Annotated in this window: 27 protein-coding genes, 1 tRNA gene and 1 pseudogene; 24 read left to right on the top strand and 5 right to left on the bottom strand. The window is 40.7% G+C overall.

Going from position 1 to position 25,392, the window contains the following annotated elements; all coding sequences use genetic code 11:
• The first annotated feature begins 6 nt into the window (after window positions 1-6).
• The 5 genes from K2225_RS14565 (at window position 7) to K2225_RS14545 (ending at window position 3,147) form a co-directional block, all read left to right on the top strand.
• The gene (locus tag K2225_RS14565) at window positions 7-159 is read left to right on the top strand and encodes a hypothetical protein (protein ID WP_220585388.1); all 153 of its coding nucleotides are present in this window, start codon (window positions 7-9) and stop codon (window positions 157-159) included.
• Between the two features lie 211 nt (window positions 160-370).
• Window positions 371-715: a hypothetical protein gene (locus K2225_RS14560; RefSeq protein WP_220585387.1), complete on the top strand. Its 345-nt coding sequence runs from the start codon at window positions 371-373 to the stop codon at window positions 713-715.
• A gap of 2 nt (window positions 716-717) precedes the next feature.
• Entirely contained in the window at window positions 718-963 is a 246-nt protein-coding gene (locus K2225_RS14555) for a phage holin (RefSeq protein WP_220585386.1), read from the top strand.
• Between the two features lie 74 nt (window positions 964-1,037).
• Window positions 1,038-2,177 (top strand): N-acetylmuramoyl-L-alanine amidase, encoded by a 1,140-nt coding sequence (locus K2225_RS14550; protein ID WP_220585385.1) that lies wholly within the window; start codon window positions 1,038-1,040, stop codon window positions 2,175-2,177.
• Between the two features lie 364 nt (window positions 2,178-2,541).
• Window positions 2,542-3,147 carry a hypothetical protein gene (locus K2225_RS14545; protein ID WP_220585384.1) on the top strand — a complete coding sequence of 202 codons (606 nt, stop codon included), beginning with the start codon at window positions 2,542-2,544 and terminating at the stop codon, window positions 3,145-3,147.
• Between the two features lie 94 nt (window positions 3,148-3,241).
• Here K2225_RS14545 and K2225_RS14540 read toward each other — a convergent pair.
• A pseudogene (locus tag K2225_RS14540) lies at window positions 3,242-3,655 on the bottom strand ((deoxy)nucleoside triphosphate pyrophosphohydrolase).
• Window positions 3,656-3,859: 204 nt separating this feature from the next.
• Here K2225_RS14540 and K2225_RS14535 point away from each other — a divergent pair.
• The 4 genes from K2225_RS14535 (at window position 3,860) to K2225_RS14520 (ending at window position 6,376) form a co-directional block, all read left to right on the top strand.
• A complete protein-coding gene (locus K2225_RS14535) occupies window positions 3,860-4,039 on the top strand; it encodes a carbon storage regulator (protein WP_220585383.1) in 180 nt (59 codons plus the stop codon).
• A 68-nt stretch (window positions 4,040-4,107) separates the two neighbouring features.
• Window positions 4,108-4,986 carry a flagellin Hag gene (gene hag, locus K2225_RS14530; protein ID WP_220585382.1) on the top strand — a complete coding sequence of 293 codons (879 nt, stop codon included), beginning with the start codon at window positions 4,108-4,110 and terminating at the stop codon, window positions 4,984-4,986.
• Window positions 4,987-5,030: 44 nt separating this feature from the next.
• Window positions 5,031-6,041 (top strand): flagellin N-terminal helical domain-containing protein, encoded by a 1,011-nt coding sequence (locus K2225_RS14525; protein ID WP_220585381.1) that lies wholly within the window; start codon window positions 5,031-5,033, stop codon window positions 6,039-6,041.
• A gap of 253 nt (window positions 6,042-6,294) precedes the next feature.
• Window positions 6,295-6,376 (top strand) — tRNA-Ser (locus K2225_RS14520).
• Window positions 6,377-6,488: 112 nt separating this feature from the next.
• Here the strand turns inward: K2225_RS14520 and K2225_RS14515 are convergent.
• Together K2225_RS14515 and K2225_RS14510 are read right to left on the bottom strand one after the other, a co-directional pair.
• The gene (locus tag K2225_RS14515; protein WP_220585380.1) at window positions 6,489-6,674 is read right to left on the bottom strand and encodes an aspartyl-phosphate phosphatase Spo0E family protein; all 186 of its coding nucleotides are present in this window, start codon (window positions 6,672-6,674) and stop codon (window positions 6,489-6,491) included.
• 266 nt (window positions 6,675-6,940) lie between these two features.
• Window positions 6,941-7,330: a thiol-disulfide oxidoreductase DCC family protein gene (locus K2225_RS14510; RefSeq protein WP_220585379.1), complete on the bottom strand. Its 390-nt coding sequence runs from the start codon at window positions 7,328-7,330 to the stop codon at window positions 6,941-6,943.
• Between the two features lie 380 nt (window positions 7,331-7,710).
• On the opposite strand from K2225_RS14510, the gene K2225_RS14505 reads away from it, so the two are divergent.
• Window positions 7,711-7,866 (top strand): hypothetical protein, encoded by a 156-nt coding sequence (locus tag K2225_RS14505; protein WP_220585581.1) that lies wholly within the window; start codon window positions 7,711-7,713, stop codon window positions 7,864-7,866.
• A gap of 83 nt (window positions 7,867-7,949) precedes the next feature.
• On the opposite strand, the gene sda is transcribed toward K2225_RS14505, so the two are convergent.
• On the bottom strand, window positions 7,950-8,096 hold the full coding sequence (sda, locus tag K2225_RS14500) for a sporulation histidine kinase inhibitor Sda (protein ID WP_255574550.1): 147 nt from the start codon (window positions 8,094-8,096) through the stop codon (window positions 7,950-7,952).
• Between the two features lie 351 nt (window positions 8,097-8,447).
• Between sda and K2225_RS14495 the strand changes: the two genes are divergently transcribed.
• The 8 genes from K2225_RS14495 (at window position 8,448) to K2225_RS14460 (ending at window position 18,234) form a co-directional block, all read left to right on the top strand.
• Window positions 8,448-9,428, top strand: a complete 981-nt coding sequence (locus tag K2225_RS14495; protein WP_220585378.1) for a tetratricopeptide repeat protein — start codon at window positions 8,448-8,450, stop codon at window positions 9,426-9,428.
• Window positions 9,429-9,574: 146 nt separating this feature from the next.
• A complete protein-coding gene (tig, locus tag K2225_RS14490; protein WP_220585377.1) occupies window positions 9,575-10,861 on the top strand; it encodes a trigger factor in 1,287 nt (428 codons plus the stop codon).
• A 334-nt stretch (window positions 10,862-11,195) separates the two neighbouring features.
• Window positions 11,196-12,473 (top strand): ATP-dependent protease ATP-binding subunit ClpX, encoded by a 1,278-nt coding sequence (gene clpX, locus K2225_RS14485; RefSeq protein ID WP_220585376.1) that lies wholly within the window; start codon window positions 11,196-11,198, stop codon window positions 12,471-12,473.
• A 257-nt stretch (window positions 12,474-12,730) separates the two neighbouring features.
• The gene (gene lon, locus K2225_RS14480) at window positions 12,731-15,061 is read left to right on the top strand and encodes an endopeptidase La (protein WP_220585375.1); all 2,331 of its coding nucleotides are present in this window, start codon (window positions 12,731-12,733) and stop codon (window positions 15,059-15,061) included.
• Entirely contained in the window at window positions 15,051-15,638 is a 588-nt protein-coding gene (yihA, locus tag K2225_RS14475) for a ribosome biogenesis GTP-binding protein YihA/YsxC (RefSeq protein ID WP_220585374.1), read from the top strand. Before lon ends, yihA begins: the two co-directional genes overlap by 11 nt.
• 258 nt (window positions 15,639-15,896) lie before the next feature.
• The gene (locus tag K2225_RS14470) at window positions 15,897-16,730 is read left to right on the top strand and encodes a transporter substrate-binding domain-containing protein (RefSeq protein ID WP_220585373.1); all 834 of its coding nucleotides are present in this window, start codon (window positions 15,897-15,899) and stop codon (window positions 16,728-16,730) included.
• 137 nt (window positions 16,731-16,867) lie between these two features.
• Window positions 16,868-17,482, top strand: coding sequence for an amino acid ABC transporter permease (locus K2225_RS14465; RefSeq protein ID WP_115822637.1), 615 nt, complete (start codon window positions 16,868-16,870; stop codon window positions 17,480-17,482).
• Window positions 17,483-17,511: 29 nt separating this feature from the next.
• Window positions 17,512-18,234 (top strand): amino acid ABC transporter ATP-binding protein, encoded by a 723-nt coding sequence (locus K2225_RS14460; RefSeq protein ID WP_220585570.1) that lies wholly within the window; start codon window positions 17,512-17,514, stop codon window positions 18,232-18,234.
• A gap of 195 nt (window positions 18,235-18,429) precedes the next feature.
• On the opposite strand, the gene K2225_RS14455 is transcribed toward K2225_RS14460, so the two are convergent.
• Window positions 18,430-18,912 carry a LiaI-LiaF-like domain-containing protein gene (locus K2225_RS14455; protein ID WP_255574549.1) on the bottom strand — a complete coding sequence of 161 codons (483 nt, stop codon included), beginning with the start codon at window positions 18,910-18,912 and terminating at the stop codon, window positions 18,430-18,432.
• 248 nt (window positions 18,913-19,160) lie between these two features.
• Here K2225_RS14455 and hemA point away from each other — a divergent pair, with 248 nt between their 5' ends.
• From hemA to hemL, 6 genes are read left to right on the top strand one after another with little or no spacing between them, the layout of a single operon-like run.
• Entirely contained in the window at window positions 19,161-20,534 is a 1,374-nt protein-coding gene (gene hemA / locus K2225_RS14450) for a glutamyl-tRNA reductase (protein ID WP_220585372.1), read from the top strand.
• 12 nt (window positions 20,535-20,546) lie between these two features.
• Window positions 20,547-21,365, top strand: a complete 819-nt coding sequence (locus K2225_RS14445) for a cytochrome c biogenesis protein (protein ID WP_220585371.1) — start codon at window positions 20,547-20,549, stop codon at window positions 21,363-21,365.
• A gap of 18 nt (window positions 21,366-21,383) precedes the next feature.
• Complete coding sequence (hemC, locus tag K2225_RS14440) at window positions 21,384-22,313, top strand: hydroxymethylbilane synthase (protein ID WP_220585370.1); 930 nt, start codon at window positions 21,384-21,386, stop codon at window positions 22,311-22,313.
• Complete coding sequence (locus tag K2225_RS14435; protein ID WP_220585369.1) at window positions 22,313-23,077, top strand: uroporphyrinogen-III synthase; 765 nt, start codon at window positions 22,313-22,315, stop codon at window positions 23,075-23,077. Before hemC ends, K2225_RS14435 begins: the two co-directional genes overlap by 1 nt.
• A gap of 2 nt (window positions 23,078-23,079) precedes the next feature.
• On the top strand, window positions 23,080-24,057 hold the full coding sequence (gene hemB, locus K2225_RS14430) for a porphobilinogen synthase (RefSeq protein WP_220585368.1): 978 nt from the start codon (window positions 23,080-23,082) through the stop codon (window positions 24,055-24,057).
• 24 nt (window positions 24,058-24,081) lie between these two features.
• Window positions 24,082-25,374: a glutamate-1-semialdehyde 2,1-aminomutase gene (gene hemL, locus K2225_RS14425; RefSeq protein ID WP_220585367.1), complete on the top strand. Its 1,293-nt coding sequence runs from the start codon at window positions 24,082-24,084 to the stop codon at window positions 25,372-25,374.
• Window positions 25,375-25,392 lie beyond the last annotated feature (18 nt).

The raw sequence follows: 25,392 nt of genomic DNA, 5'->3' as shown, positions 1-25,392 counted from the left end.
AAGAGCATGGAGGAGTTGAAATTTAATCAAAACGATGTGAATGGATACCTTTGTAGCCGAATCGCTGTTCTGGAAAATGAGAAAGCCATTCTCCTGGCAGAAAAGAATGCATTGATTCGGCGAGTAAATGAAATAGAAGGAAATGACTGCGCCAATTAAGGCGTATTTTTTATGCGAAAAAAGGGAGTGACCCAACCTGCCACTCCCTCCAAGGCTCAGTACGAGAAGAGGTTCCAACCTCCATATGGGGGACTGAGCTAAATCGATTATGCACCAGGTAGTTAAATATTACCACTACTTTAGGTGGTATTTACAAAATATTAACACAAATAGATTTTCTTCTTATGTGTTATTTAGAAGGGGGACAAGCATGACAGAGCAGAAGGAAGTGGAGGACATGGAAAAATTCATGAATGTACTCATGGATGTGAAAGTGGCTTTAGCAAAGCAAACGGAAAAGCTAGATAATGTCCTTGATATGAAGCAAAAAGTCGATGCAGCACACGACACAGCCAAGGAAGCAGATGCAAGGTCGACTAGAAATGAAAAAGCTATTAAAGAGTGGAACCACAACATGGATAAAAAAGCTGATCAGGATGATGTAGAACGCATCATTAAAGAAAAAGATAATTGGCAACGGAACCTTCCAGCGTGGATTGCGGTGGTTATATCTATTATCGTGTTCTTGTCTAACTACATTTCAATAGGAGGATAACTATGAAAGAGAATATTAAAGAAGTAGCCACCTTAGTTGGTGGCTTTTTTACTGCCATCATGGGGTTTCTAGCAACTTTGAATATCAAATATGCCTGGTTAACGGAAGCGAGTATTAGTGCTTTTGTAACTGTCATTATTGCAGGAGGGATGTTAGCTGTCGGTATCTATACAGCTTGGAAAAACACTTATGTCAGTAAGAGAGGGAGAAAGCAGAAAGCAGAACTCCAAAAGAAAGGTTTGAAATAAAAGGGGCTTGAGACAGCCTCACCATCTTAAACGACTTGTCATAAAGTATACAGTCTATGAAAGGAGACAAAAAAATGGCCAAGTTACTAAAGCCAAAGAGTAATTGGAATGGGAAATTGATTGCGTTGGATGATGGACATGGTATGCAAACACCAGGAAAACGAACACCTTATATCCCGGAATTAGGTAGGTCGATTAGAGAAAACGAATTTAATCGTAAAGTTGTCGCTTTTCTCTCTGATATTCTGTTAGAACATGGTTTTAGAGTCTTATTAGTAGCTCCAACAGATGTAGACACACCATTAAACTACCGGACCGATTCTGCAAATAATTATAAGGCTGATATCTATGTATCTATCCACTACAATGCCATGAGCTTCGATTTTGATTACTCTACAGCTAGCGGAATAAGCGTGCACGTCTATCTCGATAACTTGAAATATGAATCTGGCAAGTTAGCAAGAGCAGTAGGTAAATACCTACAACGAGGGACTAGACAAAACTGGCGAGGATACAAGGAGGACAACTTCCATGTTCTTCGAGAAACAAATATGCCTGCTATTTTGACCGAAAATGGATTTATGGATAATAGAGAAGAAGCACTAATGATGTTGAATGAGGACTTCCAAAAAGAAGTAGCCATTGAACATGCTCAGGGTATTTGTGAATACTTTGGCGTTTTTTATAAAGGTACAGGAGGTCTTTGGGATAAGGGATACTTAGAAAGAGGGGATTATGGTGTTCAAGTTAAGCAGCTCCAGGAAGACCTTCTTTTTCTTGGATATGATCTAGGTGGTTACGGAGCCGATGGATCTTTTGGTCCAGCTACTGAGAATGCATTGAAACAATTTCAGAAAGATCAGGGATTAGTACAAGATGGTATATATGGCCCGAATACGAAGGCGGCCATGGATGATGCTGTCGCAGCTTATGAAGAAAAATTGAGGGAGGAATTGATTATGGAAAAGAACATCTTCATCGTGAACAGCTTTAAGGATGTAGCCGCCGTCGAAAAGGCATTGAAACGTAATGGTGGTGCACTGAAATTCAGATACAATGCTGAGCGCGAAGAAGTTAATGCTACTGATAATCTTTATATTGTTGGTGGTGGTAGAGACGGTCTAAAGCTTGGTAAGGGGAAAGTAATAGATTTAAGTGGTGACACGGCTGAAGCAACTGCTTCAAATTTGTATAATCATTTCAACTTAGTGTAATTTATTATTTTTTATAGTAGCCTTTCTGATTAGGAGGGGCTATTTTTGTTGAGCGATATTTAATATTAATGTTAAATGTAGTAAGATACCCATGAATGCTTACTTAAAGGGGAGAAATCAAAGTCTTGAATAAAGACGTAAAGATATTTGAGGTTTTTTCTTCGTAAGCTTTGATCTTAAATTAAATCAGTAGGTTTTAAATTAAGAGAAGCAATCAACTGAAAAAAATTACAAAAAAGTAAAAAGGTGGGTTTACAATGCTGGAAAATTTTAATATCATTGGCGTTGTCGTTCTGATAGTTGTTGTAGCGATCGCTATCTTGGCAATTAAGAGCATATTAAAAAAAATGAAAGGATGATTTTCATGAGGAAATTATTTACTAGTATCATGGTAGCTCTTTTACTTAGTTTCTTTACTGGGTACATAGTACAGGCGGACACGTTAACAGAGGATGAAATCACAGAAAGATTCCTTGAAATCAATGAGAAATATGATGTTGGTGAGGAGCTAAATGAGGTGGACAAAGCTTTTGTTAAAAAGTATGCTGAACCTCAAAATGAAGAAAAAGTAAGCGAACCGATAGTCCAACCTTTAGCTCTCGATTATTTCTATGAAACTAAAACATACGGATCATTTACTGGTTACCTATCTGGTAATGTAACTTCTGACCATGGTTTCCTTGAAAACTCATTTAGTGTAGATGCATCCTCTGGAAGATACTCAAGTGACGATGCAACTCCTTCTGAAATTGAAACTTTTGCCACTCACGTAGCTTTTGGAACAGTAGGAAGCGGTGGGGTTGGTAAGGTTTATGGAAAAACTGTATCAAGTAAATCAACTGATTCTAATGCTAATTACTTAAATACTTCTAGGAGCTATACAGCAAGTGTTGTATATTCCACAACACGAGCATATACAGATATCTCTGTGCTTGGTGGAGAATTTACCATTGAAGTCGATGCTCAATAATAGTCTCTTGAACTATATAAAAAATCCCCGACCTTTAATCTAGTTGGGGGTTTTTTATTTGTTTATTTATTTAGTTAAAGGTAAAAAAGCGTGGTCAATTTGTAAAAAAGGATTTTTTTATTTCATTCAATAGACGAATAACAGTCGGGATATCAGCAGGCGCCCACTTGAGATCACTAAGTTCTTTAACATTCATCCAGTGTAACTCTTCATGTTCAATGGCCTAAGGGGTCCCAGCAATAATTTTAGCTCTGTATGTAGAAAGGCTTATGGTATTGGTGTCACTTTCCGCAATGGTTTTTTCAACCACAGAGTTTACCTCGATATCACAATTAAGTTCTTCATTTATTTCCCTCTTCAATGCTTCCTCATGAGTTTCTGTCTCTTTAATTCTGCCTCCTGGGAATTCCCAAAGAAGCCCCAGTGACATTCTTGAACTTCTTAAAGCACAAAGAACATATTTATCCTTTTCAATAACGGCCCCTACAACTTCAGTAACTGGTTTCAGAAAATCACTCCTAATAAATTCTTCAAGCATAAACTTGTTTGTTTAATTCTAAAACTACACTCATAATATTCCTAAATATATATAATCATTTTAAACTACCATTGGAAAAAATATGAGATTATGGGAATACTTTTTTTCAAATTCTCTAAACATATAATTTTTTCTTCCGATATCACTATTGAAACGTCAAGGAGGATGATAGTCATGGCTTTAGTATTGGGCAGGAAGCCTGGAGAAAAGGTGATTATAGAACACAATGAAGAACTGTGTGAGATTGAAGTTGTTAAATCTCCAGAAGGACATTTGCGATTGAAACTTACTGGAGATAAATCTTTTAACTTCTATCGTGAGGAAGTATTCTATGATAATGACTCTATAAAATAGAGTGATTATAGATTATGTAGCCAAATGGATGTGGCTATGTAGAAAACAATTACACGGAGGTTTTATTAATGAGAATTAATCACAACATTGCGGCGCTAAATACGCACCGCCAACTAGGTCAAGCAAACCAAGGTCAACAAAGTTCGATGGAGAAATTATCTTCTGGTCTTCGTATTAACCGTGCAGGAGACGATGCTGCCGGCTTAGCAATTTCTGAAAAAATGCGTGGTCAAATTCGTGGATTAGACCAAGCGTCTCGAAATGCTCAAGATGGAATTTCATTAATTCAAACGGCTGAAGGTGCTTTGAATGAGACACACGACATCCTTCAAAGAGTACGTGAATTAGCTGTTCAGTCCTCTAATGATACTAACACGGATTCAGATCGAGCGGAAATTCAAAAAGAAGTAGACCAGTTAGTAGATGAAGTTGATCGTATTGCTGGTAATACAGAATTCAACACGAAAAATTTACTAGGTGCTAAAGATGCTGGTGGTAATTTCACAGGAGCTGCTCAAAGTTTCACTTTCCACATTGGGGCAAACTCCGATCAAAAATTGAATCTTTCCATTAACTCTATGGATTCAGCAAGAGTTGGTACTGACACAACAGATAACCTTGCAAGTTTGAAAACTGGTGGAGCTAATGAGATGAAGACTTCTCAAGCAAATTCTGACGGGGCAATAACAATTATTAATGATGCAATTGAACAAGTTTCTGCGGAGCGATCAAAATTAGGTGCTAACCAAAACCGTTTAGAACATACTATTAATAATTTAGGTACTTCTTCAGAGAACCTTACTGCAGCAGAATCACGTATTCGTGATGTTGACATGGCTGCAGAAATGATGAACCAAACTAAAAACTCTATCCTGGCTCAAGCATCTCAAGCTATGTTAGCTCAGGCTAATCAACAACCACAGGGTGTACTTCAGCTTCTTCGATAAAGCTATATAAAAAAGCATTTTACTTATATTAGGAGGAAGAACATATGAGAATTAATCATAATATCGCTGCGCTGAATACACACCGTCAGTTAAATCAAGCAAACCAAGGGCAACAAAGTTCGATGGAGAAATTATCTTCTGGTCTTCGCATTAACCGTGCAGGAGACGATGCTGCCGGCTTAGCAATTTCAGAAAAAATGCGTGGTCAAATTCGCGGGTTAGACCAAGCTTCCCGTAATGCTCAGGATGGAATTTCATTAATCCAAACGGCTGAAGGTGCTTTGAATGAGACACACGACATACTTCAAAGAATGCGTGAATTAGCTGTTCAATCATCAAACGACACTAATACGGATACTGATCGCCAAGAGATTCAAAAAGAGGTAAATCAGCTAGCTGAAGAAATCACAAGAATTGGTGATAATACAGAGTTTAACAGTAAGAATTTGCTTGATGGAAGTTTTAGTGGCACATTTCATATTGGTTCTAATGAAGGACAAAACCTTCAGCTTAGTGTTGGGGACATGAGATCTGATAATTTAGCTGTTGGTACGAAATTTGAAGCTGGAACAAATGGAGATACTTTATTAGATCCAACTGATGGTACTACAGTAGTTGCGACTTATGTTGATGCTGCTACAGCTGATAGTGGGGTTGCTGGCTATTATGCAGGTGCCGGTGCTAGTCATGCCATAGGAGACTTAGCTTTAGAGGCTGGTTCCAAGTTAACTGCAGGAGATACGGGGTCGTTTGGTTTGAATGTCACTTCTCAGGGGAACGCAGACTCAGCTATTACCACTATTAATCAAGCTATAGAAACTGTTTCGGCCGAACGTTCAAAGCTGGGTGCTACCCAAAATCGATTAGATCACACAATTAATAATCTTGGTACTTCATCTGAAAATCTTACTGCAGCAGAATCACGTATTCGTGATGTTGATATGGCTGCAGAAATGATGAACCAAACTAAAAACTCTATCCTGGCTCAAGCATCTCAAGCTATGTTAGCTCAAGCTAATCAACAACCGCAAGGAGTTCTTCAACTTCTACGTTAATTCTTAATTTATTTAAAAGCCCACTTTTTTAGTGAGTGGGCTTTTTGTTATACTCTTAACTCTACTTTCACTTTATCTGGAATATATAAAATATATGGATAAGTGACAGAAAAAGACAATATTATAAGGAAGAAACTCGATTCAACTTATACAACCTGGGGCAGAAAATGGGGCAGATTTTTATTATTATTGCCCCATTTTTATTTTGATATATCTACTTTAATCATAAATAACGTTGATTTAATAGTGTTCTGTATTAGTTCATCTTGTGCAATCATACCCACTCCAACAGCCTTCTAAGCTGTGGGTCGGGAGTTCGAATCTCTCCTGGGACGCTAAATGAAAAAACTGCTTCTTTTGCTTTAGCAAAAGAAGCAGTTTTTTATTGATATTAAATCAATATCTTTGCATAATTACCATTATAAAGTCTTCAAAGAAAGGCTTGATTTAAAGCATGATCATGGACATTGCAATCATGAATGGTTTTTGACACATTGTTCTGAATTTATTAAGCATAGCATCCAGTTCCTGAGATTTAACAAGAGCATTGGAGTAATTTTGATCGATGAGATACGCTTGGTACATCTCTCTTCTTTTATCTTCTATTTCATTTCTTAGTTTTTCACAATCCATACGACTTCTCCTTTTTAAAAATAATTTTACCCTATGGAATTGTTGGTAAGTAATTATTTGACACTTTTTTCGAAAAAATGTCACAATTTCGAGGTCTTGTGCTGATTTGAAAAATGTAGTCAAACTGAAACTTCGAATATCATGTGAATCAATTTCTCGATATCCAAAAGAAAGCGATGTATTCGTGTAATAGCATGGGTCAGAGATATAAAAACGAAAGAAGCATCCAGATATAAGGATCTGCATGCTTCTTTTTCTTTAAAAACTCATAAAAATCGTTTCTTCATCTCGGGTGATGGCAGTTGGCAGGCCTCTTGTTTACCAAACCAATCATAGCGGTTTTTAGACAAGATTTCGTATGCCCAATCCCTAATCTGTTTAGGGACTAAGGTGAAAACAAATCCAAATTTCCAAAAACCTTTCAAGCCTTTACATATTCTTAAGGCAGCCGTGGATTGAAGGTAAGCTTCAGAACCTTCAATGAGGACCAGGCTGTCGACTTCATTTGGAATATCATATTCCCGCATGAACGATGCTCCAACTCCACTTTGTTGAGAAGCAAATTTGAAACGACCTTTTGGATCTCTTTTAATAATGAACTGCACACTTTGATTACAAAAATTACATTCCCCGTCAAACAGGATGATCCGTTGCATGTCCAATCACCTCTACATTTATTTTATCATGTTTAACTACAAAAGGTGTGCTTATCATGAGGCACATGTCACGTATTCTTCATACGCTATGGTGTAGAAGGGGTGATTGGTTTGATTGCTTTCACATATATCCTCATTGGTTTGTTTTTTTGCTTTCATCAAAAAGAACCTGTAGACCAGACCAAAGAAGAACAATCCATATATATGTTCGTGCTATTAGGTTGGATCATTCTTTGGCCTCTATTCTTGACCTTTATATTCCTTAAAGGTAAATAAAGGATAGAGAAGATGGTTTTAACTCACATAGATGCACCTTTTCAGGCACACAATAGGAATGGCTCTTAGGCCAAGCGATTTGAGGAGTGATCAGGATGGAGAAGATGAATGTTCAGTGGTTGCCGATTGTCGCTTCTATCGGAATCGGTGCTGCCACCTACAGCATGATGACTGGTCAGGCAGGGCAGTTGCAGAACGTTATCCCAAGCATTGCTAAAATGTCTGGACAACGCCAAGGCAACTCAACCTCTAATCAATAAAAAAAGGGTGTGCATGGTATGCACACCCTTTCTATATTCCTCTATAATAACGTTCTCATTTTGTGCGAACGTTTGATGTCGATTCATGTAAGTTGGAGATTTTCTTTAGGCAATTCCATAGATCGCTTATCAATTTCTCTCGTCAGTAAGTGGACGAATTCATCATCTAATTGAAGTTTTACGGACTCTATGTACGTTTCCAGCAATGTTTGATCATCTAGCAATGACAAAACGATACATCTCCTTAAATTTATAATTCGGTGAAATTTTATTCACATTCACTAATTTTAGCAAAAAAAATGAAAACATCATGAGTAAAAAGTCCTGTTTTTTGCTAAGATGAAACAAATAAGGATATTATATTGAGATAAAGTTCCCGAATGATTAAAGGAAGTGTCCATCTATGTCTGTACACAACGAATGATGACGCAATTTCCATTTAAATAGAAAGCAGAAGTGTTTTCTTTGTGTTTGTTGTGAATATACTTTAGTATATCCTAATAAGCTGAATGAATAGAGGTTTGAAAAACATACAGTAAGGTTAAAATGAGGGAAGTATAAACTCTAGGGAAGGGTGTCTTATGGAAAATAAAAACGGGAACTTAGTCATGTTCCCAAAATGGAAAACCACTCTGGAACGAGTAGGACTGGAAGCTTTAAAGGAAAAAAGGTATAAAGATGCTTCAGAAGCCTTGGAGCCTCTTGTGGAGTATGGCGTTGCGAATGCGGATGTGATCACAGGACTTTTGATGAGTTGGATTGAACTTGGATTGTTTGATGAAGCGGAAGAGTTATGCCAAAAGCAAATGAAAGAAGATTACGAACAGTACTACCATTATTTACATATCTATATCACCATCTTATTTCAAAGTAATCAGTATGAGGAAATCATCAATCTTTTGGAAGAAGTATTTGAATCAGAGGACATTCCTCAGCAAAGTCGTACTCAACTCTGGCAAATGTTTGAGGTAAGCCGGAAACTTCTCGAAGATCGCCATAAAGAAGAAGGTACAAAGTATTTTGATGAATTTCATCAAGCGTTGGATTCTGATGATATACATAAGCAATGGCAGGCACTTGACCAATTGAAAAAACAATCTCCTGACCCTTTTAAGGAGGATTTTCAACAGACTTTAATGAAAGAAACCGTCCACCCGATTATTAAATCCTCCATATTGGAATGGTTCCGGGATGCAGGATGGAGTGAGGAGTTGACAATCAAAAAATTTGGGCAGACCTCAACGATTGTCCCTTCGGAATTAACACAGCTTCATTCCGATTACATTATTAAACAAATACAAATGAGACTTGGGCAAATTGAACAAAACAATCCGACGATGTATGAGATGATTAACCGTCTTTTATATCATTATTGCTATGTCCGGTATCCAATTTTTCCTAATGAAAAGGAAGTCCCGGTTATCGTTGAAGCCCTTAAACAATTAGGGCATGAATATTTACAGCTTCCGTTGTCTGTAAATGACGAATTGGAGAACGTGGAGAAATACAAATCTGAAATTGAACTATGTGAACAACATTACGTATTGATCATAGGGGAATAAATGAACAGGTCACGGCTTGAAAGGCTGTAGGATTATGTTATAATGTAGTGGTTGCAAACGAGATTCGTATGTAAAAAGAGTCATAGAATCATCAGATCATCGTCTTCGGACGAAAATGAATGAATAGATGTTGGAGGGAATTTTTTATGTCAGCAAAATGGGAAAAGCAAGAAGGCAATCAGGGTACTTTGACTGTAGAAGTACCTGCAAGTGAGTTCGACAAAGCACTTGACCAAGCCTTCAAAAAAGTAGTTCAACAGGTACAAGTACCTGGTTTCCGTAAAGGTAAAGTACCACGTAAACTTTTCGAACAGCGTTTCGGAGTGGAGTCCCTTTATCAAGATGCCCTTGATATCGTTCTTCCGCAAGCTTACACAGAAGCTGTTGAAGAAACAGGAATCGAACCTGTTGATCGTCCAGAAGTAGACGTGAAACAAATCGAAAAAGGTCAAGACCTTGTATTCACAGCTGAAGTTACTGTGAAGCCAGAAGTGAAACTTGGCGACTACAAAGGTCTTGTTGTAGAAGAGCAGGATACTGAAGTTTCTGATGAAGATGTTGAAAACGAACTGAAGCAAATGCAAGAACGTCAAGCAGAGCTAGTTGTGAAAGAAGATGCAGCTGTTGAAAATGGCGACACAGTCGTTATGGATTTTGAAGGTTTCGTTGATGGCGAAGCATTCGAAGGTGGACAGGCAGACAACTACTCCCTAGAAGTTGGTTCTGGCTCTTTCATCCCAGGTTTCGAAGAACAGCTGGTTGGTAAAAAAGCAGGAGAAGAAACAGAAGTTGAAGTTACTTTCCCTGAAGAATACCATGCAGAAGATCTAGCTGGTAAAGCGGCTACTTTCAAAGTGAAAATTCACGAAGTAAAAGGAAAAGAACTTCCTGAGCTTGATGATGAATTCGCGAAAGATGTCGATGAAGAGGTCGAATCTCTTGAAGAACTGAAGACAAAAACTCGTGAGCGTCTAGAAGAGCAGAAGAAAACAGACGCTGAAAACAGCAAGCGTGACACGCTTGTAACGCAAGCTTCTGAAAATGCAGAAGTTGAAATTCCTGATGCGATGGTGGATACAGAACTTGACCGCATGGTCCAAGAATTCGAACAGCGTCTACAAATGCAAGGGATGACTAAGGACATGTACTTCCAGTTCACTGGTCAAGACGAAGATGCCCTTCGTGAGCAAATGAAAGAAGATGCTGCGAAGCGCGTGAAGACGAACCTGACTCTTGAAGCAATTGCAGAAGCAGAAAATGTCGAAGCTTCTGAAGAAGATGTGAACGCTGAACTTGAAAACATGGCTTCCATGTATCAAACAGACGTTGCGCAATTGACTCAAATGCTTGGCGGAAACACAGACATGATCAAAGAAGATCTTAAAGTCCGTAAAGCGATTGACGTTCTAGTTGCAAATTCTAAAGCTGAATAATAAACTAAGAAGACAAGGTGCATGATCGTACCTTGTCTTCTCATATATTTCTATAGTATAGAGTATATAGAAAGAGATTAATGGGGATGATAGTTGATACTTCTCCAGCTGTTTACATACAATAGTATTGATGCTCCATTGTTTGACTTATCTGCAGTTGAATTACATAATGAGGATGGTGCAGGATGAGTTGCGCACACCTCTGAAAAGGTATTGCTTTTTTGTTTGAAGTTAATCTGATATGATGGGCAAAAGAAGTGAAGTGGAAACGTAAGCGTCGTATCATGAAACTTCAGTCGCAACGATTGCGTCATTATAATAAGGGGTGAAACGAATGTTTAAATTTAACGATGAAAAAGGACAGTTGAAATGTTCTTTCTGCGGTAAAAGTCAGGAACAAGTCCGTAAACTCGTAGCAGGACCTGGCGTATATATATGTGATGAATGTATTGAACTATGTACGGAAATTGTTGAAGAAGAGCTGGGTAATGAAGAAGAAGTGGAATTCAAAGAGGTACCGAAACCTCAAGAAATCCGCGAAATCCTCAGTGATTATGTTATTGGGCAGGATCAAGCTAAAAAGAACTTGTCCGTAGCGGTTTATAACCACTATAAACGTATCAATGCAGGGGTAAAAAATGATGATGTAGAACTTGCAAAAAGTAACATCCTCATGCTTGGACCTACAGGTAGCGGTAAAACTCTACTTGCTCAAACTTTGGCGCGTATTCTGAATGTGCCATTTGCCATTGCTGATGCCACTTCCTTAACAGAAGCCGGTTACGTTGGTGAAGATGTTGAAAACATTCTTTTAAAGTTGATACAAGCAGCAGACTATGATGTAGAGAAAGCAGAAAAAGGAATCATCTATATCGATGAAATCGATAAAGTTGCTCGTAAATCAGAAAACCCTTCCATCACAAGAGACGTGTCTGGTGAAGGGGTGCAGCAAGCGCTTCTTAAAATCCTGGAGGGAACACAGGCGAGTGTACCTCCACAAGGTGGACGCAAACATCCTCATCAAGAGTTCATCCAAATCGATACAACCAATGTGCTGTTTATCGTTGGAGGAGCATTTGATGGCATCGACCAGATTATTAAGCGTCGTTTAGGGCGTAAAGTAATTGGCTTTGGTTCTGAACAAGCAGCTGATGAAGCTGAGAAGAAAGAATTGCTTACAAAAGTTCTGCCAGAGGACTTGTTAAGCTATGGTTTGATCCCAGAATTCATCGGACGTCTTCCAGTAATCGGCAGCCTCGAGCAGCTTGATGAAGATGCGCTTGTAGAAATCCTTACAAAACCGAAGAATGCTCTTGTGAAGCAATATCAAAAGCTGTTCCAAATCGACCATGTCGAATTGGAGATGGAAGAAGATGCGCTTCGTGAAATCGCACGTCTGGCTATAGAACGTAAGACAGGGGCTCGTGGATTGCGCTCTATTATTGAAGGAATCATGCTGGATGTTATGTATGAACTTCCATCGCGCGATGATATTGAGAAATGTATCATCACAAAAGAGACAGTCACTGCTAAAAATGGACGTCCTAAGCTGATCTTAACGGATGGCACTGTGGAAGATGATAATAAACAATCTCCTAAAGAGAGTGCGTAAACCTTAAGGAATAAAATCCAAGAAGCCGTGCTACGAAAACGTTGTAGCACGGCTTCTGTATTATAAAAGAGACAGATGGCTACATAAGCATGAAAGGCAGGTTTCTGTTCATAATAAAGTATTAGAGGAGTGAGCCCCTTGACAGTAGTTGGTTAGGGGATTTCGGTGTTGGAATCATTTGGGGCCGTTTCGTTTACTTTCCAAGTACATTTATATATGATTAAAATACGTAGTTGCTATAATCGGAGGTGCAAGAAATGACAGACAAACAGAGAAAGAAGATACCTCTACTTCCTCTCAGAGGGTTGCTTGTGTACCCTTCTATGGTCCTTCACTTGGATGTGGGGCGTGAAAAATCGGTACAAGCGTTGGAGCAATCCATGATGGATGACAATGAAATTTTTCTCGTGTCACAAAAAGAAGTGAATATTGATGAACCATCGAAAGATGACCTATATGAGATCGGAACGATTGCCAGAGTAAAACAGATGGTTAAATTGCCGAACGGCACCAATCGAGTCCTTGTAGAAGGTCTGTATAGAGCCCGTGTTGAACAATTAGTCGACGATGAAGACTTTTATCACGCGAATATCTCAAAAATTGAGGATGAGCATGTAGGGGGAAATGAAGAAGAAGCTCTCATGCGAACGCTTATGGATCAATTCGAGAAATTCGTGAAAGTGTCTAAAAAAGTAAGTCAGGAAACGTTCAATACCGTATCCGACATCGATGAACCGAGTCACATGGCTGATATGATTGCTTCTCATCTGCCTGTGAAACTGAAAGAAAAGCAGTCTATACTAGAAACAGCGAATGTGAAGGAGCGTCTTCAAAAGCTTGTCGACATGATTGGAAACGAACGTGAAGTTTTGCAGATTGAGCAAAAGATCGGAAAAAGGGTTAAAAAATCCATGGAAAAAACGCAAAAGGAATATTATTTGCGTGAACAGATGAAAGCGATCCAAAATGAGCTGGGTGATAAAGACGGAAAATCTGGCGAGGTAGCTCAGCTTAAAGAAAAAATAGAGCAGGCCAATATGCCTGAGAGAGTGGAAGAAGTAGCATACAAAGAGCTTGGAAGGTATGAGAAAGTACCACAAAGCTCTGCGGAAAGTTCAGTCATCCGAAATTACATTGAATGGCTTGTGGCCTTGCCATGGTCCAATGAGACGGAAGATAACCTGGATGTGAACCGTGCAGAAAAGATTTTGGACGAAGATCATTATGGTTTGGAAAAGGTTAAGGAGCGCGTCCTCGAATACTTAGCCGTTCAAAAGCTGACTCAAACGATTAAAGGACCGATTTTGTGTCTGGCTGGACCACCAGGGGTAGGGAAAACCTCCCTTGCCAAGTCCATCGCTCGTTCCATCAATCGAAAATTCGTAAGGATCTCTTTAGGCGGAATCCGTGATGAAGCTGAAATCCGCGGCCACCGTAGAACTTATATAGGCGCTATGCCTGGGCGTATCATTCAAGGAATGAAGCGTGCTGAGACCGTGAACCCTGTATTTTTACTTGATGAAATCGATAAAATGGCAAGTGACTTCAGAGGAGATCCTTCCTCAGCCATGTTGGAAGTGCTCGATCCCGAACAAAACGGAACGTTCAGCGATCACTTCATTGAAGAAAACTACGACCTGTCAAAGGTCATGTTTGTTGCCACAGCTAATAATATTTCGAACATTCCTGGACCATTGCGTGACAGAATGGAGATTATTACCATTGCTGGTTATACAGAAGTTGAAAAGGTTCATATTTCGAAAGAGCATCTACTTCCTAAGCAGGTAAAGGAAAATGGTTTGAAGAAAGGGCAGTTGCAATTACGTGATGATGCGCTCTTAAAATTGATCCGTCGCTATACGAGAGAAGCGGGTGTCCGTGGGTTGGAGCGTGAATTAGCCAGCCTATGTAGGAAAGCTGCCAAAATCATCGTCTCTGGAGAAAAACAGCGAGTGGTTGTGACGGAGAAGCAACTGGAAGAGCTTCTTGGCCGCCCGAAATTCCGTTATGGACGTGCGGAACTGGAAGACCAGATTGGAGCTGCTACTGGTCTTGCTTATACGACAGCTGGTGGAGACACACTATCTATTGAAGTTTCCATATACCCTGGAAAAGGGAACCTTACATTAACAGGGAAACTCGGAGATGTCATGAAGGAATCCGCACAAGCGGCTTTCAGCTATATTCGGTCAAGAGCGAACGAACTGAATATCGATCCTGAGTTTGTAGAAAAGAACGACATCCATATTCACGTCCCTGAAGGCGCGACCCCGAAAGATGGACCTTCCGCAGGCATTACGATGGCGACTGCACTCGTATCTGCCTTAACAGGCCGTCCTGTCCGTAAAGAAGTGGGGATGACAGGTGAAATCACATTAAGAGGCCGTGTTTTGCCTATCGGTGGTTTAAAAGAAAAATCATTGAGCGCCCACCGTGCAGGATTGACAAAGATCATCATACCAGATCAGAACGAAAAGGATTTGGAAGACATTCCGGACAGCATCAAGGAAGGTTTGACTTTTGTCCCTGTGAAGCATTTGGATGAAGTTTTAGAACAAGCATTAACGGAGGCAGTACATGAAAGTTAACTCGGCTGACATCGTCATCAGTGCGGCGAGCAAAAAGCAGTACCCAAAAACACCGATTCCTGAAATTGCACTGGCAGGAAGATCGAATGTTGGTAAATCTTCATTTATCAACCGAATGATTCAACGTAAGAATTTAGCACGGACTTCTTCAAAACCCGGTAAAACACAAACATTAAATTTCTACATCATTAATGATAAATTTCACTTCGTTGATGTTCCTGGATACGGGTATGCGAAAGTTTCTAAAAAGGAACGAGCGAAGTGGGGAGAGATGATGGAAGAATATTTTGCAGAGCGTGAACAGTTGAAGGCAACAGCTTTGATTATCGACATCCGTCATAAACCAACAGAAGATGATCAATTGATGTATGATTATTTGAAGCACTTTGAGCTCCCTGTTATGGTGATCGCTACAAAGCTTGATAAAATCAAAAAGGGTCAACGGAAGAAACAACTGAAGATGATCTTTGATGTCTTGGAAATGGAAGAGGAAGATGCATTGATTCCCTTCTCATCCGAAACCGGTGAAGGTAAGGATGTCGCATGGAGAACCATGCTTTCCCATTTGAATTTATAATAACAGAACCACTTCTCTACACAGAGAAGTGGTTTTTTTAGTGGATGTGTATATTCATGCAAATATCTATTATATTAGAGCAAATTCATGCATTTGTACGAAAAGTCTGGCATTTTGCAGGTCATGTCTATGATCAGCATAATTTCGTAGATTTTGGACTATGTTTAATTTTGGGAATTGTTAGATAACTAGATATAATTTAAAGTGTCGCTATTATTACAGAAAAATGACAAATTGATGAAGGGGAGAATTTTGGTTATGAAAAAATATTTACTAATGATCACCCTGAGCATCTTCATGATTATTACACTGGCTGCATGCGGTGGCAGTGAAGATGAAGGAGAAACTTCAGGGGATACAAACGAAAATGATTCTAGTAGTGAATCATCCGAAGAAACAGCCTATGACCTTGTTGAGGAAGGAAAGTTCACGTTTGCAGCTTCTGGTGAATTCCGACCATTCAGTATGACAGATGCAAGCGGGGAAATGACAGGTTTTGATATCGATGTTGCGAATGCTATTGCAGAGGAATTGGGCTTGGAACCAAACCCTCAAAAACAGAAGTTTGCAAGTATCGTAGAAGGTGTGAAGACAGGGCGTTTTGATGCGGCAGTCGCAAGTCACACCATTACTGAAGAAAGACAACAGGAAGTAGATTTTTCTACACCTTATTATTATTCAGGCGCACAAATCTTCACGCGTGCCGATAGTGATGTGGAAACATTAGAAGATTTAGAAGGAATGGAAATCGCTATTTCAAAAGGTTCGACATATAGCACATATGCAGAAGAAGTAACAGATAACATCAAGACTTATGATAGTGATGTAGTTGCTTTGCAATCCCTGGCCAAAGGTCGCCATGACGCTGTAATCACGGATTTTCTGACGGGTAAGGAAGCTTCTGGAGAAGGACTTGAAATTGAAGCGAAAGAAATGATTGAGCGTAGTGAACAGGCGGTTGCCGTTGCAAAAGAAAACGAAGCCTTACTTGAAGAAATCAATGCAGCTCTAGAAACACTTCGTGAAGATGGAACCCTTGCTGAAATCAGTAAAGAATACTTTGGGGAAGACATTACGACTTTGCCAGAGTAAACGCTCGTTTTTCAGTTGAAGACCGAAGTTAAGAAGAGTGCGCAATGGGCGTACTCTTTTTGACATTATAGAGGAGTTGATTTGAATTGTATTTGTATTCAGCGAATTTTTGGACAGCACTCATAGATAGTCGGGGAATGTTCTTTGAAGCCGCCCAGATGACCCTCGCCCTTACGGCGGTCTCCATTTTAATCGCAATCGTCATTGGTTTAATGTTTGCTTTCATGAAAATATCCAAAATCAAGCCCTTGGAATGGCTTGCAAATATATACATTTATGTGGTTAGGGGTACCCCTCTGATTGTTCAGATCTTCGTGTTCTATTATGGACTGACAGAAGTGTGGATGATCAGTGGATTCTGGTCTGTAGCTCTTGGACTTGCCTTCCACAATGGCGCGTACATTGCAGAGATTTTCCGAGGATCCATCCAATCGATCGGCAAAGGCCAGACAGAAGCGGGTCGCTCACTTGGAATGAGCGGCACCTTAACGATGCGTCGTATTATCCTGCCTCAGGCTTTTAGACGTGCATTGCCTCCGCTTGGGAATCAGTTTATTATTGGTTTGAAGGATTCATCATTGGCGGCTTTCATTGGTGTCTCCGAGATATTTGCTGTAGCCACCACTCAAGGGGCCAATACATTCGACTATATGACCTGGTTGCTCGTAAGTGCCGTATGGTATTTGATTCTCGTATTCCTTCTGACACTTGTTGTCAGTGCGATTGAGAAGAAAATGGCTGTGAGTGACTAACAGAGGAGGAAACGCAATTGTCAGAGCAAATGATTCAAGTTAATAAATTGAATAAATCTTTTGGGGACCTACATGTCCTGAAGGATATCGATTTCCACGTGGAAGAAAGTGAAGTGGTCGTCCTGATCGGGGCCAGCGGGTCTGGAAAAAGTACAATGCTTCGGTGTTTAAACTTTTTAGAAATGAAAAATAGTGGGGAGCTCTTTATTAAAGGAGAGCAGATTGATCCTAAAAAAGATAATCTGAACAAAGTCAGACAGCAAGTGGGGATGGTATTCCAGCACTTTAATCTATTCCCGCATATGACGGTTTTAGGGAATGTTATTGAAGCACCGACCCAAGTTAAAGGGATATCTAAAAGCCAGGCGAAAAAAGAAGGCCAGGAACTCTTAGAGAAGGTTGGACTCGGTGATAAAGCCAATGACTACCCTTCAAGACTTTCAGGTGGTCAGAAACAAAGGGTAGCGATCGCCAGAGCTCTTGCAATGAAACCAGAAATTATGCTGTTTGATGAGCCAACGTCAGCGCTCGACCCGGAACTTGTCGGAGAAGTTCTTGCTACAATGAAAGATCTCGCGAAGGAAGGAATGACAATGGTTGTCGTTACGCACGAGATGGGATTTGCAAGAGAAGTCGCCGACCGTGTTGTTTATATGCATGACGGAAAAATCGTAGAGTCAGGAGCTCCGAAAGACTTGTTTGAAAATCCACAAGAAGAACGAACCCAAGCCTTTCTAAGTTCCATTTTATAATACACAATCCCCCCAGAGGCGGCCTCTGGGGGGATTGTGTATTGATTCTTTCAAAGAAGTTACTAAAGAAAATGGCAGGTTTGTTTAATACTTAGTTTCGAGATGTTTGTGTGCATTTAGGGGCTCCGGGAAACAGTTCGCTTTACATGGGGCGGGCGCTGAGCCTCCTCAGGCTAATCTTTAGCGAAGGGTTGGTTATTTCTTTTTTAGTAGGTAAAAGCCAAAAGCGATCAGGGCAAGGGGCCAGAATCGTTCGATCAGCTGAAAAACGCCCTGAATCCATTGAAACCAAGCAGGGCTTGTAGGGGCAAACATGGCAAACAAACCAATGCCAAGAAATAGAAGTGCAGGAACCAACCCATTTTTCGTTTTTCTATAATGCAATAGAAAAGCTACCCCCACAATAACAAGATACATGCCCCAGTGATCTCGCCAGAAAGGGACATAGTCAACAGCGGCGAAATGCAGACCGAACCCAGCCAAAATCACTCCGGTAAACAAGGAAGAATGATCTTTTGCCCAATAGCTATGTAATAGAAAGGCCAGTCCTATGAATATTACTAAAGTAGGCCATGAGTAGAATGGGGCCAGTTCGGGAATATTGAGGTGACGAAGGAAATAGTAAACGCCCAACCCTATGAATAAAAGTCCGATAAGCGAATTTTGCTTATTCAGCATCAACACATCCTTTTCTATTGTAAAAAAATGTCGCATCCTTGCGATTATGCGTAGGTTTTGGTATATTACAAACGGATTATAATTTAAAGTTCTTCTAAACAAATCGTTATTATTTTCTATATCATCTAATTTTATCCTATCATAAGAGTTTCAAAATCTGTTCATATTTCTAATGAAAAATCGTCCGGATTTTGTGCTATACTAATGGATATGTGATAAGTTTTGAACGTTTAATGGGGGTAGATGAAATGCACATTTTAGCTATCGGTCTTAATTACAGAACAGCCCCTGTGGAAATTCGCGAGAAGCTCACATTTTCTGAGGATGAGCTGACAGAAGCCATGCAGCACCTCAACATACAAAAGAGTGTATTGGAAAATGTGATTATTTCTACATGCAACCGAACGGAAATCTATGCGGTTGTGGATCAAATCCACACAGGCCGTTATTATATCAAACAGTTTTTATCTGACTGGTTTGAGATCGACAAAGAAGAGTTCTCTCCATTTCTTTCCATTTACGAAACGGATGGAGCGATTGAGCACCTGCTGCGCGTGACGGCTGGTCTGGACTCTATGGTTCTTGGAGAAACTCAAATTCTCGGTCAAATGAAGCAATCTTTTCTGCAGGCTCAGGAGGCCGGAACAACAGGAACTATCTTCAATCAGTTGTTCCGTCAAGCGGTCACCATGGCGAAAAAAGGCCATAAAGAGACGGAAATCGGTGAAAACGCTGTATCTGTAAGTTATGCAGCTGTAGAGCTTGCTAAAAAGATTTTTGGTGATCTAGTTCATAAGCATATCGTCATTCTGGGTGCAGGGAAAATGGGGGAATTAGCTGCCAAGAACCTTCATGGTTCCGGTGTCCGAAAAGTTTCGGTCGTCAACCGCACGTTAGCTAAAGCCCAAAACGTAGCTGATCAATTCAACGGTCATCCGCACACAATGGACGAGCTTGAGGGTGTGTTGGAAGATGCTGATATCGTCATCAGCTCAACAGGTGCAACAGACTATGTCATTACGAAGGAAAAGATGGAACCTATTCACAAAAAGCGAAAAGGAAAACCTCTCTTCTTTGTAGACATTGCAGTTCCACGAGATTTAGATCCTGCAATGGAATCTCTGGAAAGTGTCTTCTTGTATGACATCGATGACTTGCAAGGGATTGTAGATGCCAATCTTGCTCTCCGGAAACAAGCTGCAAAAGAAATAGAAATCATGATTGAAGCAGAAATTGTGGAGTTTAAGCAATGGTTACAAACGATTGGTGTTGTTCCTGTGATTTCAGCTCTTCGTTCAAAAGCTTTGAATATTCAGGCAGAAACGATGAAGAGTATTGAGAGAAAGATGCCGGAATTGACCGATCGCGAACGGAAAGTATTGAGTAAACACACAAAGAGTATCATCAATCAGATGTTGAAAGAACCGATCTCACAAGCGAAGGAAATGGCGGCACAGCCAGATTCAGAGGAAACCTTGCGTTTATTCACCCAGATCTTCGGTATAGAAGAGCAAGTGAAAAAAGAGGCGGAAGAACAGGAAAAAAAGAACAACGCGAAGGTGAAGAACGATACAGAGGCGAGTGATTCCATCTCCATGATCAGCCCTGTAGCCCATTCATAAGGTGGAAGTGAAATGCTTGAATTCAAATGGGTTTACGAACTTATCCTTTTTCTATATGGATTGAGTATCATTGGATACTTCATCGACTTTGTACAGAATAACCGGAAGGCGAATCTTACTGCCTTCTGGTTACTTAGTATGGTTTGGGTTTTGCAGACCTTCTTTCTACTCTCACAGGTTTTTGTCAAAGATGATTTTCCAATCATGACGGTTTATGATGGATTATATTTTTATTCATGGATTTTAGTGACGTTCTCTCTCATCATTAATAGACTTTTTAAAGTGGATTTCCTCGTATTCTTCACCAATGTGGTGGGTTTTTTGATCATGATCATTCACATTTCCACGAGGGCACAAAATGTCTTGGAAAACAGGGGAGTGGCTCTTGTCAATGAGCTGCTTGTCATCCATGTCAGTTTAGCGATCATTTCTTATGGTTTTTTCACATTATCGTTTATCTTCTCCGTTATGTATTTATTGCAGTACCGCTTACTGAAGAAAAAGAAATGGGACGCAAAATTATTCCGGCTTGGTGATTTAACGAAGCTGGACCATTTTTCTTATGTGTCCATCATATTAGGTGTCCCTTTGCTGTTAATCGCCATCATTCTAGGTGTCGTTTGGGGATATGTTTCTACAGCAGCTTTTTACTGGTATGATTCTAAGACACTTGGGTCGTTACTCGTATTAGTCGTCTATATCGTTTATTTGACGTTGAGAGTCATAAAAGGGTATCAGGGAAGGACTATTGCCATATTCAATGCAGCAGCATTCTTGTTTCTATTGATCAACTTCTTTTTATTTGGTTCATTATCTAACTTTCATTTTTAGTATCGAGGAGGAAATGTTTTGAGAAAAATCGTCATCGGATCACGCAAAAGTAATTTAGCGATTACCCAAACTGAATGGGTAATCGATCAGTTGAAACAGATCGACCCATCTTATGAATTTGAAATTAAGAGAATTTCGACGAAAGGGGATCAAATCCTTGACGTAACCCTCTCTAAAGTTGGGGGGAAAGGGCTTTTCATCAAAGAAATTGAACAGGCGATGTACGATGGAGAAATCGATATGGCGGTTCATAGCATGAAGGATATGCCGGCGGTTGTTGCAGAAGGTTTGATGGTAGCGGCTGTTCCAATTCGTGAAGATCACCGTGATGCCTTTGTATCAAATGGAAACGTTGCTCTTAAAGATCTTCCTGCTGGAGCAATCGTTGGGACGAGCAGTCTGAGACGCGGTTCTCAAATTAAAGCCGTCCGCCCGGACTTGGAGATCAAGTGGATTCGCGGAAATATTGACACACGTCTTCGTAAGTGTAAGGAAGAGGACTACGATGCAATTGTTCTCGCCGCTGCAGGCTTAAAACGCATGGGCTGGGATGATGACTTCGTAACTGAATATCTTGAGCCTGATGTCTGCGTTCCTGCTGTTGGGCAGGGAGCACTGGCGATTCAATGCCGCGAGAACGATTCAGAGTTACGCGACTTCCTTAAAAAGTTAAATCATGAGTACACAGAAACAACGGTGTCTGCTGAACGTAAATTCCTTCATGATCTGAATGGAGGTTGCCAGGTTCCAATCGGTGGTTATGCCTACCGTAAAGGGGAGGAGATCGTTTTAACAGCACTTGTCGGAACACCTGATGGAAAAACCATCTTACATGAAACGGTTTCAGGTACAGACCCCATTGAAGTTGGTAAAGAAGCAGCAGATCGTTTGAAAGCTCAAGGAGCACAGGAGATTGTGGATCGTGCTAAAGAGGAGTATGACCAATAATGCAGCCATTGCAAGGGAAGAGAATTCTCGTGACGAGAGGACAGTCCCAAGCACGCTCATTTATTGAGAGAATAGAAGCAGAAGGTGGAGTTGTCTATCATGCTCCACTTCTCTCGTTCCAATTGAATGATTCTGAATCTCATCAAGAGGTTTTGACACGACTTCACGACTATTCCTGGGTGTTTATCACAAGCGCGAATGGCGTGAAGTTTTTTTTCGAGCTTCTTAAAAAGTACAGCGTTAAGGTTCCCCCACATTTAAAGTTTGCCATCATCGGATCAAAAACCGAGAAGCGTTTAAACGATTTTGGATTTCAGGCGGATTTTATCCCTTCAAAATACCATGCGTCCTCGATGGGGGAAGAGTTTCTAGAAAAAAAGCCTCTGCCTGGTCCCATTTTGTACATAAGAGGGAGTCGTTCAAGGGACGCTCTTCCCCGCATGTTTGCTGACAAGAGTGTATTTTTCCATTCCATGACTGTATATGATACGCTACTATTGGAAGACAAAAAGCCTGAACTCCTTACGTGGATTCAGGAAGGAAAGATTGATGCATTGACCTTTACAAGTCCGTCGACTGTCCGTGCGTTTGTGTCTATGGTCAAGGACCAAGGTGCGGGGATTCCTTGTTTTTGTATTGGTCCGACGACAGCCAATGAAGCAGAGAAATGTGGGTTTACCAACATACATGTTCCCGAGCAGTTCACGATCCCCCATCTGCTGAAACAAATGACATACTATTTTTCTAACGAAGGGAAAAGATAAATATGAAAGATTTGCAGTTCAAACGCCACCGTCGCTTGCGCCGAACGGACTCTATGAGAGCGCTAGTGAGGGAGACCCATCTTCGTACGGAAGATTTAATTTATCCGATTTTTGTTGTAGAAGGAGAAGGCATCAAAAATCCTGTTGCTTCGATGCCGGGAGTCCATCAAGTCTCCCTCGATCACTTAAACGAGGAAATGGAAGAGTTGGTAAGGTTAGATATTAAATCCGTTATTGTCTTTGGTGTACCAGCAGAAAAAGACGACGTAGGAAGTCAAGCCTATCATGAGGAAGGGATTGTGCAACGTGCCATCCGTCAAATCAAAAAAGATTTTCCTTCCTTAACTGTGATCGCTGATACGTGTCTATGTCAGTACACCGATCACGGTCATTGTGGAATTGTCCGTGATGGGGATATTGCCAATGATGAGTCTTTAACTTACATTACGAAAACGGCCATCACACAAGCAGAAGCAGGGGCAGATATCATTGCTCCATCGAACATGATGGATGGTTTTGTTGCAGCTATTCGTCAGGGTCTTGATGAAGCTGGCTTCAGTCATATCCCTGTCATGTCCTACGCGGTTAAATATGCTTCTTCTTTCTACGGTCCATTCCGTGATGCGGCCCACAGCTCCCCTCAATTTGGTGACCGCCGTGCCTACCAGATGGATCCAGCGAACCGTCTGGAAGCATTAAGGGAGGCAGAATCAGATGTTGAGGAAGGCGCGGATTTCTTGATTGTTAAACCGGCGCTGGCTTACCTTGACATCATGCGTGAAGTGAAAGACCGTTTCAATTTGCCATTGGTCGCCTACAATGTCAGTGGTGAATATTCCATGATTAAAGCGGCAGCTCAAAATGGCTGGGTCAATGAAGAAGAAATTGTTCTTGAAAAGCTGACCTCTATGAAGCGAGCAGGCGCGGACCTCATCATTACTTATTTTGCAAAAGATGCGGCTCGTTATTTGAATCAATAACGCGGACAGAAAGGGTGTCGTATAATGAAAACATTTGATCGTTCAAAGCAAGCTTATACAAAAGCAGTAGAATTAATGCCGGGTGGAGTGAACTCCCCTGTACGCGCATTTAAATCTGTCCAGATGGACCCGATTTTTATGGAAAAGGGTGCAGGTTCTAAACTCTATGACCTTGATGGCAACGAGTATATCGATTATGTTTTGAGCTTTGGTCCATTAATTTTAGGCCATGCCGATGAAAAGGTGACAGAAGCCTTAACCAAAGCGACAGCTAATGGGACGAGCTTCGGTGCTCCTACTGAAATGGAGAACAAATTGGCATCCCTTGTGAAAGAACGAGTACCCTCTATTGAGATGCTTCGTATGGTGAACTCAGGAACAGAAGCAACAATGAGTGCCCTTCGTGTGGCTCGTGGGTACACAGGCCGGGATAAAATCTTGAAGTTTGAAGGGAATTATCATGGGCACGGAGACTCCTTGCTGATCAAGGCAGGCTCTGGCGTAGCCACTCTTGGACTGCCGGACTCTCCTGGTGTACCGGAATCTATTGCACAAAATACGATTACTGTACCTTACAATGACTTAGAAAGCGTTCGTTACGTTTTCGAAGAGTTTGGAGACGATTTGGCCGCTGTCATTATTGAGCCTGTCTCCGGCAACATGGGTGTCGTCCCACCAAACGAAGGGTTCCTGCAAGAGTTGAGAAAGATGACAGAAAACAATGGAACGGTCCTCATCTTTGATGAAGTGATGACTGGCTTCCGTGTTGGTTACTACAGTGCTCAGGGCCACTTTGATGTGACTCCTGACATGACTTGTCTTGGAAAAGTAATTGGAGGCGGTCTCCCTGTAGGAGCCTATGGTGGAAAGCGGGAAATTATGGAACGGGTCGCTCCCGTCGGTGATATCTATCAAGCAGGTACGCTTTCTGGAAACCCACTCGCAATGACGGCGGGTTTCGAAACGATCTCTGCAATGACGGAAGAAGCGTATGCTTCCATCAACAAAAAAGTAGATCGCTTAATTGAAGGTTACGAGCAAGCCGCTGAAAAGTACAATATTCCACTGACAGTGAACCGTGCAGGTTCCATGGTCGGTTTCTTCTTTACGAATGAACCTGTAACGGACTTTGAAACAGCCAACCAATCAGACTTGGAATTATTTACACATTATTTCCAAGGAATGATTGAAGAAGGGGTGTATTTGCCGCCTTCTCAATTTGAAGGGCTGTTCTTATCTGTTAAACATACGGATGAGGATATCGAGAAAACGATTCAAGCGGCTGAGAAAGTCTTTTCACAAATTAAAGCGAACTAATAAAAGCGCGTGGGGGAT

This window comes from Halobacillus sp. Nhm2S1, assembly GCF_019599545.1.
Classification (GTDB): Bacteria; Bacillota; Bacilli; order Bacillales; family Halobacillaceae; genus Halobacillus.
The sequence above is the reverse complement of the archived record's forward strand: the minus strand, read 5'-3'. Positions and strand labels throughout refer to the sequence as shown.